Below are 12,509 nucleotides of genomic sequence, written 5' to 3'. Positions count from 1 at the left end.
ATTTGGATATACTATCCTTCCTGTTGATTCAGGGCTTACGTTGAGTCCAACAGAAAAATACAATAAACCTTACAATTAAAGGTGTTCCTAAAACCACACAAACTATTACTGTCGATATAGGAGGCAGCACTTATGGAACGTCAATCCCCGGTCACGAGTTCCAAAAGACTTATACAATTAAGGTAAAACAATAATTGATATCTATTGTGTTGGTATAAATATTTATTTCGATAACATTACCTAGTATTACCATAAAAAGCAGCATCATCGCGACTTAACTGATTTATCGTCACTACCCAATCCGGCCTCACTGACAGCGTTAGTTATACATATAAGGAAATCCCTGTATGAACACCTCTTTGCTGATTTTATTCGACCACAGCCACCATAAATTAGCCGTGCGCGACAACGCGGCGCCCCTGGATGTTTTGGGCTTTACGGGCAAAGAGAGCCTGAGCACGCCGTTTTGCTACGACATCCAGTTCACCAGTACCGATAAGAACATCGACCCGACCACTATGTTGATGAAGGATGCCTCGCTGACGCTGCAGGCGCCGGTCGCTGAAGCTTTCGGCGTCTCCGTGCAGCAACCGCAGCGCGTGATCCAAGGCGTCGTGACCGGCTTCAAGCGCCTGTCGACCTCAAAGGATGAGAGCCGCTACGAGCTTTACCTGCAGCCGCGTCTGGCCCTGCTCTCTCGCAGCCATCAGAACGGTATCTATCAGGACATCTCGGTGCCGGGTATCGTGGAGAAAATCCTGCGCGAGCGCCACGATATGCGCGGTCAGGATTTTGTCTTCACGCTGGCCAAAGAATATCCGCGCCGCGAACAGGTGATGCAGTACGGCGAGGACGACCTGACTTTTATCTCGCGTCTGCTGGCCGAAGTCGGTATCTGGTTCCGCTTTACCGCTGACCCGAAACTCAATATTGATGTGGTGGAGTTTTACGACGACCAACAGTATTACGAGCAGGGGCTACAGCTTTCCGCCGTGCCGCCGTCTGGGATGCACGACAGCGGCGTGGAGTCGGCCTGGGATTTGACCAGTCACCATCAGGTGGTGGAGAAATCGGTCAGCACCAATGATTATAACTACCGCACCGCTACCGCCGATATGACCGGCAGTGCCGATGTCACCCGTGGCGACGCCACCACCTACGGCGGAGCCTGTCACTACGCCGACAACTACCTGACCGCCGGTGCCGAAGGCCGTGACCCGTAACCGGAGCCGGAAAGCGGTGCCTTCTATGCCCGTCTGCGCCATGAGCGTTACCTGAATAATCAGGCGCGTTATTCCGGCGTGGCGAATACCGCGAAGATGGTACCCGGTCAGGAACTGAAGGTCATCGGCAGCAATATCCCGATGCAGTTTACGAAAGGCGTGATTATCACCCACACCCTCAGCACCGCACGCCGGGATAAAAGTTTTGAAGTAACGTTTGAGGCCATTCCTTATTCCGAGGATTACTGCTTTCGCCCAACGCTGGTCAGTAAACCCACCATGGCCGGCACCCTGCCCGCCCGGGTGACCAGTACCACCGCCAACGATATCTACGGGCATATCGACAAAGACGGGCGTTATCGCGTCAATATGCTGTTTGACCGCGACGCCTGGGAGCAAGGTTACGAAAGCCTGTGGGTACGTCAGGCACGCCTGTATGCGGGAGACACCTGCGGTCTGCATCTCCCCCTGCTGGCCGGCACAGAAGTGGCGATTGCCTTTGAAGACGGTAATCCCGACCGCCCTTATATCGCGCACGTTCTGCACGACTCGGCACACGGCGACCACGTCACCATCCGCAACTACAAGCGCAACGTGCTGCGTACTCCTGCCAACAACAAACTGCGCCTAAACGATGATCGCGGCAAAGAGCATATCAAGCTCAGCACTGAGTACGGCGGCAAAAGCCAGCTGAACCTGGGGCACCTGGTGGATGCTGAGAAGCAGCAGCGCGGTGAAGGTTTTGAGCTGCGCACCGACCTGTTTGGGGCCATCCGCGCCGAGAAAGGGATTTTTATCAGCGCTGATGGGCAACAAAAAGCACAGGGGAAAGTGCTGGAGATGGACGCAGTCATTAGTGAGATGACCTCACTTCAGGAAATGGCGCAATCACTTTCCACGGATGCTCAAACGGCGACTGCCAATCCTGCAGATATGGCAGCGCAGATTGCTCTGATTAATCAGCGGGTAAAAGATTTAACCGCCTCGGTCTTACTGATGCACGCCCCAAAAGGCATTGCGCTGACCAGCGGTGAACATCTGCAAATATCCGCCAGCCAGAATCTGATTGCTACTGCTGGGAAAAATACTGATATCAGCGTGGCGAAGAACTTCTTTATCGGTGTGGGTAATACCTTAAGTATCTTCGTGAGAAAACTGGGAATGAAGCTGATCGCCAACCAGGGGCCAATTACCGTACAGGCACAGAATGACCTGATGGAATTACTGGCTCGCAAGGCGATCACCATTACCAGTACCGAAGATGAGATAAAAATTACCGCCAAGAAAAAGATCACGATTAACGGTGGCGGAAGTTATATCACGCTGGATGAGAATAAGATTGAGTCGGGGACGGCTGGGGACTATCTGACGAAGGCTGGGTATTATGGGCGATTACCTATAGCTTCGATAAAACCAGAGATGAAGGATTTTCCGCTGATTGAGTCAGGAGCATATAATATATGCTTTAATTTCAAAGATGACGATGGAACCCCTTATCGCAACACAAATTATATAGCATACTTTTCTGACGGAACTCAAAAGGAAGGCATTACAGATCAGAAAGGAAATACAGAAAAGTTCATCCGAAATGATGATGGTGAAATCAGGATTAAACTGATAAGTGATGATATTGATATGGGGGTAGGAGATGAAGAATAAAACTACAGATAGCAAGCCTCTCAAAGAAGAAGACAGTATTACTACGCAGAATGTAACGAACCAATTTCGTAAAATGATGAGAGAGGCGCATGAGGCACAAAGGAAAGTTTTATTGATAAGAGAAGCAGATTTGAATCGTTGGGGCAATGCAGAGCAGAAAGAGTTTAAAAAGATTTTTGGCATTGATGGGAATGCGCCGATATCATCCGACGTCATGATAAAAGGAGCATTTAGTCATAAAGAGACGAAGACAGCAAGAGAAATAATGCAAGATGGTATTATAAGGATACAAATAATTAGTGCAGAATTGAAGTTGGAAGATTTCATCAATGAAACAAAAAGCGATAAGACATTTGCTGCTTATGTAGAAAGTGAAATTCAGGAAAATTACAAAATATACATAGGGAAAAATTTCTCGCCAAAAAAAATAACTGGACCAAATTCCCAGGCAAGCACTCTTTGCCATGAGATGTCTCATTTTGCTAAACATTGGTCAGATCCAAGTCTTGGTGGAATGGGAACGAAAGATCTAGGGCCCTCTGGTAAACCTGAAGAAACAACCGCCAAAAAACACCTGAAATACGCACAAACGCTCATTGACACACAAGATGAAAAAATATTTACAAGCTCATATAATATTGAAAAATATTTTGAGATAGAATTGAATTAACTGATTAACTTAATGCTTAGCCTGTATGCTAATGTCAGTTTTATAAAACACAAATCATTTGTGGTCCTGTCACATAAGGTTAACATGATTGAAAATAAAATACTAAAGCATACAAAATCGATTATTTTTATGTCGATACTTGTATCACATAATGGAATGGCAAGCGAAGAGGTCATCATTAAAAAATATGGATATGGGCTGCCATTACAAGAAAATATCGACCATGATATTTATCCGTTAAATGATTCACATATCACACATCATCTCATTGGCGATAATGAAAATGACACTGCTAATTTTAAAAGTGGCGCGAAAATTAATTTATTTGTAAGTAAAGATAAGAGTGCATTACTTTCATTAGTAATGATTTACAATAAAAGCAATCAGCCTATATTTATTTACAAACGACAATTACCTCTTGATTATAATCCCAGCAAAACTCAAGCATTTTATTCCAAATTATGTGGAAATGGATATTTTATTACCACGGATAACATTGTGGTAAATTATCTGGGGCCCACATGCCATGGTGAGTCAGATACTGAATCTGACAATTGGTTGAAGATCTCTCCTGATACAATTCTTTCTTTTACAGTTAAACTTAATGACTCGTATGCATTTCCTCTAGGTAAGCACCGTTATAATATAGGTACACTAGGCTATGATTTAGTCAATAACGCTTGGTTTATTGAACAAGCGATTAATAACAGTTTGTTTTCCATATTAAACTGGAAATCTGATTGTAAAATAAAAAAATTCACTCCTCTTCTAAGGAATGAAGTAGAAGAGCGGACAGCTCCATGTGATAGTGGTTATAATCATAAATATAATATTAGAAATTTTCTTGAAAATTTAGGGTATAGAGGAGGTGATGAAAATTCATTCCAAATAAGATCTAATCAAGTAGTCATTGAAATTGATGGTGATGCAATAGAACAACCTTATAAAACCATTCTTAATAATTAATGGAACAATAGTGGTAATATCCGTGGGGTTAGTGAGTTCTTGAATGGTTGGATGACTGAATCAGAATGTACGTGCCCAGCTAGAACGACATAACCTGCTAATCCCGAGACAACAAGCAGATAAATTTGGTGGTAATTAAATAAACTAATAACACACGAAATCTTTGCCGATGGCAAGGCATTTTACCTATCTGATTCCATGTATGATGAAGCGGAAAATATCAAGATAGGAACTGAATATCTGCAATATTGGATTGAGAAAAAAAGTACTCTCGAAGAGGCATACAAAAAATATCGCGGGACGGATGACGAATACCACAGTGTAATAAAACCATGTGCTGAAAAACTCGTTAATGATCCTAACAATATGCAAATATTAAGAGATGGGATAGGTAAATGATATGAAATATTGCTTTCTCTTACTCTGGTTTGTTTTTTCCTCCTGCCTGGCTGACTCTATTAAAACTATTGAAACATGTGAGTTAAAACAAGGAGAGAAAATTCAATTAATTAAATTAAATACCATTGATGGTGATACATTGTACCTAAAATTCAGAAATATTATAACGGGTGCATTCCTTGATAACCCTAGAGATACTGATTATACCGGGAGTATTATTCTTTCAAAATGTATAAATAACTCTCTTGTTTTTGCTCTCAACTATGGTTCTCCCTATATAAAAGGGTGTTTAGTAACGGGTTGGCAAGATGGTTTTAAAGGAAAAACTGATCCCGAAGGTTTTTGTTTTGCAGAAAAGAATACGCCAGAATCAGTTTGGTTTGGTGACAAAAACATTCTAATTATCATCAAAAATAGAATTGATATTTACCCTTTAGAAGGAAAATATATTATCTATGATAATACTCAACCTGGAAAAAGGTCATACGTTACTAATGAATTACCCCCAAAATCAGGTTATAAAATATTCCATTTAAAACCTTACAAAGACAATTATCAATAAATTATTAGTTATCCTCTATCGGCAAGAATTGGAGTTTCCCACTCTGAATTATGGATAAAATTGATGAAAATTAACCTTCTAAATAAATTACTTAAAAAAACCAAGAATAATAAAGTAAAGAATCTTACATCAATATTCCCTAAAGATAATTCCCAAGCGTTCAGTAATTTAAAAAATCACCCTTACATAATATCTTTAATAGAAGATAATGTTTATGCTTACAGAATGTTATTTTGTGCAGAAAATAAATATGCTCGAAAAATAATCTGTAGTATTAATGAAAAATATGAGTCAGATATTACATCTGAAGATGCTAGTAATATTATTATTTCATTAAAAAATGAAGCAATCGCACTCAATATCTATAATGATTTCGAAGGAAAAGTGGTAAGGTTAATCACTAATTCAGAAGACCTTATCAATAAAATATGGTTACTAAAGATAACACCGCCTCCTCCATGGATTTCATTCCCTGAGATTGACCCTGATGGATTGGGAAGTATGCAGGGGAATTTATCATTCTGGTGGGACTGGATGTGGTTGCCTTTTTGGAACTCTTTAGATGCAACTCAAAAAAATGATTATTTGATTGTTAACGAAGCCCCAACAAATTGGGTTGAGTATTTTGATTTCTATGAAACACATATAAATAAAGAAACATAGTCATGTTATGAACCAATCTAAAATAACAGGTCATAACTGTAATCCAAATAACTCACAAACATCATCTTTCTGATATTGCTAACAGCGTTAGCTACGCTAATAAGGACATGTGCATATGACTTCTTCTTTGCCCATTTCGTTTGACCACAGTCACCATAAATTAGCTGTGCGCAACAACACGGCTGACCTCGACGTGCTGAGCTTTACCTGTAAAGAGGGTCTGAGCACACCATTTAGTTACGACATCCAATTTACCAGCAGCAACAAAAACATCGACCCAACCGCTATGCTGATGCAGGACGCCTCGCTGACCCTGCAGGCCCCGGTACTCGAAGCTTTCGGCGTGTCTGTCCAGCAGCCACAACGTGTTATTCAGGGCGTGGTCACGGGTTTTAAGCGCCTGTCGACATCGAAGGATGAGAGTCGCTACGAACTGTGTTTGCAGCCGCGACTGGCTCTGCTGTCGCGCAGCCATCAGAACCGTATTTATCAGGACATCTCGGTGCCGGGTATCATGGAGAAAATCCTGCGCGAGCGCCACGATATGCGCGGCCAGGATTTTGTCTTCAAACTGGCCAAAGAATATCCGCGCCGCGAACAGGTGATGCAGTACGGCGAGGACGACCTGACTTTTATCTCGCGTCTGCTGGCCGAAGTCGGTATCTGGTTCCGCTTTACCGCTGACCCGAAACTCAATATTGATGTGGTGGAGTTTTACGACGACCAACAGTATTACGAGCAGGGGCTGCAGCTTTCCGCCGTGCCGCCGTCCGGGATGCACGACAGCGGTGTGGAGTCGGCCTGGGATTTGACCAGTCACCATCAGGTGGTAGAGAAATCGGTCAGCACCGGCGATTACAACTACCGCATCGCTACCGCCGATATGACCGGCAGTGCCGATGTCACCCGTGGCGACGCCACCACCTACGGTGAAGCCTATCACTACGCCGACAACTACCTGACCGCAGGCAGCGAAGGCCGTGACCCGGAGCCGGAGAGCGGTGCCTTCTATGCCCGTCTGCGTCATGAACGTTATCTGAATAATCAGGCACGTTTTACTGGCGTGGCGAATACCGCGAAGATGGTGCCCGGTCAGGAGCTGAAGGTCATCGGCAGCAATATCCCGACGCAGTTTACGAAAGGTGTGATTATCACCCACACCATCAGCACCGCACGTCGGGATAAAAGTTTTGAAGTCGAGTTTGAAGCTATCCCTTATTCCGAAGACTACTGTTTTCGCCCAGCGTTGGTCAGCAAACCGGTGATGGCCGGCACCCTGCCCGCCCGCGTGACCAGTACCACCGCCAATGACACCTACGGGCATATCGACAAAGACGGGCGCTACCGGGTCAATATGCTGTTTGACCGCGACGCCTGGGAACAGGGTTATGAAAGCCTGTGGGTACGTCAGGCGCGACCTTATGCCGGGGACACTTATGGTCTGCATCTGCCCTTGCTGGCCGGCACCGAAGTGGCGATTGCCTTTGAAAACGGCAACCCCGACCGCCCTTATATCGCACACGTTCTGCACGATTCCGCGCACGGCGACCACGTCACCATCCGCAACTACAAGCGCAACGTGCTGCGTACTCCTGCCAACAATAAGTTGCGTCTAAACGATGATCGCGGCAAAGAGCACATCAAGCTCAGCACCGAATACGGCGGCAAAAGCCAGCTGAATCTGGGGCACCTGGTGGATGCCGAGAAGCAACAGCGCGGTGAAGGTTTTGAGCTGCGCACCGACCTGTTCGGGGCGATACGTGCGGAGAAAGGGATTTTTATCAGTGCGGATGGGCAGCAAAAAGCATCGGGCAAAGTGCTGGAGATGCAACCGGCTATCAACCTGCTTAAAAGTGCGCAGGAGCAAATGGAGGCAATTTCCACTGATGCACAAACCGCCAGCGCCAATCCAGCTGACTTGCAGGCACAAAGCAGCCTGCTACAACAGAACCTGAATGAACTAAAGAAAGCTGTTCTATTGCTGAGTGCCCCAAAAGGTATTGCCCTGAGCAGTGGTGAACACCTGCAAATATCCGCCAGCCAGAATCTGATTGCTGCGGCGGGTAAAAATACTGATATCAGCGTGGCGAAGAACTTCTTTATCGGTGTAGGCAATACCTTAAGTATATTTGTCAGGAAACTGGGGATGAAACTGATCGCCAATCAGGGGCCGATCACCGTACAGGCACAGAATGACCTGATGGAGTTGCTGGCCCGAAAAGGGATCAGCATCACCAGCACTGAAGATGAAATAAAAATTACCGCCAAGAAGAAGATCACGCTGAATGCCGGTGGCAGTTATATCACGCTGGACGAGAATAAGATTGAGTCGGGGACGGCTGGGGAATATCTTACGAAGGCGGGGAATTATGGACGGCTAGATAAGGCGAGTTTGAAACCTGCTATGCCGGCTTTCCCCATTATTGAGCCAGGTGAACAAAGCTTACGGTTTGCATTCCCAGGAGCAGATGCAGCGATCCAAACAATGGGCTGGTTAATTGGGAAGCCTTACAGTATTCGGGACAGCGCAGGTAATATAAAGGCATCTGGCATGCTGGATGAATCTGGTAGAATGCCTAAAATAACTACCGATGAACCTGATGAATTGACGTTGACGTTAGGCGATGAAAAATGGAAAACAGATATACTAGCAATAACTGATGATACAACCAACGAGTTTGATATCAGTGATGAGGTGATGGAGTATGATGAGAGTGAAGATCCTTATATCGGCCAACTCAATCGGAACAGCCAATATGATAAAATTCCAGATTCAGTCATGACTAAATTGTTGAGTAAAGCAAAAGAGGAGTAGGGTAATGAAAGTTAATAGTGTGTTGCGTATTGTTTTTTTGTTTCTGTTTTTTGTTTCTTTTCTTTCAAGTGCCGAGTGTATAAAAGAAGGCGATAAGGTAGAGCTTACAGGTATAGTGAAGAAAGAGCTATTTTATGGGCCGCCTAATTTTGGTGAAGATAAAGAGAGTGATGAGAAGTTATCCTATTTTATTCTGCATCTTGACAAGGCGTTAACTTGTGTTACTGATGCAAGTCAATATAGAAAAGATTGGGGGAGCAAAATTCAGTTAATACTTGACGAGAATGATTATAAAAAATATGTAGTTTATCAAAATAAGCATATGACTATTACGGGAAGAATTATGCTTCAACAGAATGGATACCACGTAACACCGGTTCTTTTGAGTGATATTAGTCACTCTTTAGTGATAAAATAATGTGGAGGCGTCATGAGTGCGAAGATTTTAATTAAAGCTACGTATTATGAAGACAAGAAAACTGTAGTGTATGAAGCTACTGACGGCTCTCTATTATTCCGAACTGGCGGTACGCTTAGTTGGAGGTTCAATAATCCAGGTAACCTAACTGCAGTTGGGGAAAATGATAGTAAACAGTCAGGGCGTATTGGCTCTGGACTTGTTCATAACCCTGACGCAAATGTTTTCGCAATATTCTCTAGTTATGAAGCAGGGGAGAAAGCAAAGAGAAAATTACTTAAAGGTAAGTATGCAGATTATACAATACCAGCAATGCTAAAGAAGTATGCACCTAAAAATGGTGGGAATGATCCTGAAGCATATGCTAATTTTATTTTTAGCAAAACTGGCATACCTCAAGATAAAAAGATAAAAGAACTTGATGATAATGAGTTTGAAGGGTTAGTCAAGGCTATTAAAAATAAAGAAGGGGGTAAGGTAGGAACGGAACATTGGGAGCATGTTACAAATATCACGGTATCTGATGGTACTCGGCCAGTCCCTAATTATCCACTCGATGTCACATTAGGGAGTAAAACATATGAATGGATGACAAATACTGTTGGTAAATTACCTACCATTTTTCATACTGAGAAAGGAATGAATATTGAAGTAAAGGTTAAAAACTCAACCGGGAAAGAAGAGACTGTTTATAAATCAACAATGAATAACGAAACGAAAAATATTTTATTAAAGAAAAATTTTTCGCAATTCACTGCACCAACATTACTTGATAAACCTAATCCTCCAAGAGATAAGAACCAACCAAAGTCTATTACTTACATAGTTCGTTCAGAGGATACAACTCTAGATGGCATTGCAACACGATATAATGTGAGTACATCTGTGTTAGCAAAAGATAATGGAATTACAGAATCAACAAAAATTTTTCCAGGGCAGATGTTGGTAATTTACGATAAAAGAGGAAGTATTGTTGACCAAAGTGAACAACTACCATGGAAACAAAATGGATTATCATATCCTGTCCCCCCCATTCCTAGTATCGAAGTTATGGGAGGAAAAAATAAAGGAAGTGCACTAGCTAATCTTCCCCACGATCAACGGGAGGCTCCTTGGATGGCTATTGCAATTAGAGAAGCTAAAAAATGGCATGGCACTGGTGAAAAGACTATAAAGGATAACTATCATCATTTAGTTGGAGCTAAAGGAAGTTTATCGAGTATCCCGTGGTGTGCTTCTTTTGTAAATTATTGCCTGCAAGAAGCAGGATATGATTATTCAAAATCATATACACAATCATCACAATTTCCTGTGTATGATAAAACTAGGTTTATAGAAATTAAAGAACCTATCTATGGTGCAATTATGGTTATGAGGAATTATAAAAATAAAGATGACAAATTTAGTGGTCAAGGACATGTTTCATTAGTCTATGCAAGAACGAAAAGAGGAGATATTGCTGCTCTGGGAGGCAACCAGGGAGGGGCAAAATTCGGAGGAGGAACAATAAAAATATCCGAATATCCAATTACTGACAAGTCTGCTCATTTTTCAGGGGGTTATCAGAAATTTTTTAAATTTTACATTCCCATTTCTTATAAAGGATTTGTAGAAGAATCACAACTTTGCACAATAGATAGTGTTGACAAAGTCAATGACTCTTTATTTGGGATATCTTTGAAATCAAATAATAATGAAGGAGGTGGAAAGTGAATAAATTGATATTACTCCATCTATTTATATTTACGCTTTCAGCCAATGCTACTACAGGAGTATTTAAAGGCATCTGGATTGATAAAAATGGCAGACATGATGTAGTATTATCTGTAACTGAAGGAGTATCGGAAGGCGAAACTAGCACTATTCTACTCACTGGCTCTGGAAATTTAAATGATAAAAAAGATTGGGTGATTAAAGATAGTATAAAAAACTGCCCTCAGGATGCAGATATATCAATATATCCTCATTCATTCGAACTAGTAGATCTATTGAAGAACAATGATTACTATATCCTTTTTTCATATCGGATGAGTTGTAGCGGTGGTGTAGATCCTGGTGAGGTGAAATATTTTTCTTATCATGATGGAAAAAAATACTCTCTTCGAGGACAAGAAACCATAAAAATTGGAGAAAATAAAATTGGAGGCGAAGAAAACATCATTGCCGATGATAATTTAAATAGCAACTCACCATTACTGAAATACATGAAAGAGAAATGGATTTTAATTTCCACCACAATAACAAATCAATGATACTTAATCCTACACTGCTCAGAGTACAATTCTGTTTTAGTCATTGACTATGCAAAAAACAGAGACATTTAAATTTCACATAAACTTACACACACTAAGCTTACTAAATAAGCTATAACTAGGGTTTCATAAGAACATTATGAATTTCATTTATTTACTCATCATTTTCATTCACTGAGAACGATATTTTCTTTTCTCCAGAAGAAATAACCCATCTGAAATAAAAATTTCTTCTTCATCAAGTGATGTATCCTTGCTAAAGAGAATGACTACAGAACATGTATATAAACAGATTATTGATGAAGTTAATGAAGAACTTTTCGGCAAAACAACAAGGTCTGTGAATCATGAAGCTGTTGAATAAAATAATAACTGCTTGTATGCTTTCTTTATTATCATCACAAACTGCATATTCATACTCAGACATTCCAGAAAACATTAACATTCTTGTAATACCTGCTTCCAACCAAGCTGTTATTTACAAGAATAATATTGATGATTACTTTAAAAAATTATCTACCAACAAAGAAATAGGAAATTGTAACGGCGGGAGCATTAAAATTGGAACTGCATATATCAACAAACACCCCAAAAATATAAACAATAAAATATTAATGTCATCACTTACCGATAAAAAAAGCAAGAAATATCTCACAAACATTCTTGCAACCTATTCAGATGACAATATTAATGGATTTGGAGGGATTTTGTTTTATTATATTCAAGGCAATGAATTAATTCTGCATGGGATTTCAATCGCAGATGGCGTTACGACAGAAGATAACCCCCCCCTGACCGACATAAATAACTTTCAAAAACTAAGCCAAAGTATCTGTAGAACAATACTTCCTTTCCCTCTGGTTGGAGAATGATTTTTATCAT

The 12,509-nt window shown here is 41.7% G+C and carries 9 protein-coding genes and 1 pseudogene; all 10 read left to right on the top strand.

What is annotated here, in order from left to right; all coding sequences use genetic code 11:
- Window positions 1–347 precede the first annotated feature (347 nt).
- The 10 genes and pseudogenes from ACZRKO_RS01580 to ACZRKO_RS01535 all read left to right on the top strand — a co-directional run bounded on the left by ACZRKO_RS01580 (window position 348) and on the right by ACZRKO_RS01535 (window position 12,499).
- Window positions 348–2,882: pseudogene (locus ACZRKO_RS01580) on the top strand (type VI secretion system Vgr family protein).
- The gene (locus ACZRKO_RS01575; protein ID WP_463735525.1) at window positions 2,872–3,552 is read left to right on the top strand and encodes a M35 family metalloendopeptidase; all 681 of its coding nucleotides are present in this window, start codon (window positions 2,872–2,874) and stop codon (window positions 3,550–3,552) included. The pseudogene ACZRKO_RS01580 and the gene ACZRKO_RS01575 overlap by 11 nt, the downstream one beginning before the upstream one ends.
- An 84-nt stretch (window positions 3,553–3,636) precedes the next feature.
- Complete coding sequence (locus ACZRKO_RS01570; protein ID WP_463735524.1) at window positions 3,637–4,518, top strand: hypothetical protein; 882 nt, start codon at window positions 3,637–3,639, stop codon at window positions 4,516–4,518.
- 400 nt (window positions 4,519–4,918) lie between these two features.
- Window positions 4,919–5,479 (top strand): hypothetical protein, encoded by a 561-nt coding sequence (locus tag ACZRKO_RS01565; protein WP_463735523.1) that lies wholly within the window; start codon window positions 4,919–4,921, stop codon window positions 5,477–5,479.
- A 63-nt stretch (window positions 5,480–5,542) separates the two neighbouring features.
- On the top strand, window positions 5,543–6,142 hold the full coding sequence (locus ACZRKO_RS01560; RefSeq protein WP_463735522.1) for a hypothetical protein: 600 nt from the start codon (window positions 5,543–5,545) through the stop codon (window positions 6,140–6,142).
- A 115-nt stretch (window positions 6,143–6,257) separates the two neighbouring features.
- Window positions 6,258–8,957: a type VI secretion system Vgr family protein gene (locus ACZRKO_RS01555; RefSeq protein WP_463735521.1), complete on the top strand. Its 2,700-nt coding sequence runs from the start codon at window positions 6,258–6,260 to the stop codon at window positions 8,955–8,957.
- Window positions 8,958–8,961: 4 nt separating this feature from the next.
- Window positions 8,962–9,375, top strand: coding sequence for a DUF4431 domain-containing protein (locus ACZRKO_RS01550; protein WP_463735520.1), 414 nt, complete (start codon window positions 8,962–8,964; stop codon window positions 9,373–9,375).
- 12 nt (window positions 9,376–9,387) lie between these two features.
- Window positions 9,388–11,088 (top strand): TIGR02594 family protein, encoded by a 1,701-nt coding sequence (locus ACZRKO_RS01545; RefSeq protein WP_463735519.1) that lies wholly within the window; start codon window positions 9,388–9,390, stop codon window positions 11,086–11,088.
- Entirely contained in the window at window positions 11,085–11,627 is a 543-nt protein-coding gene (locus ACZRKO_RS01540; RefSeq protein WP_463735518.1) for a M949_RS01915 family surface polysaccharide biosynthesis protein, read from the top strand. The genes ACZRKO_RS01545 and ACZRKO_RS01540 overlap by 4 nt, the downstream gene beginning before the upstream one ends.
- 347 nt (window positions 11,628–11,974) lie before the next feature.
- Window positions 11,975–12,499, top strand: a complete 525-nt coding sequence (locus ACZRKO_RS01535) for a hypothetical protein (RefSeq protein WP_463735517.1) — start codon at window positions 11,975–11,977, stop codon at window positions 12,497–12,499.
- Window positions 12,500–12,509: the final 10 nt, after the last annotated feature.

The organism is Ewingella sp. C233, assembly GCF_055407225.1.
This window is presented reverse-complemented; position numbering and strand designations above follow the sequence as displayed.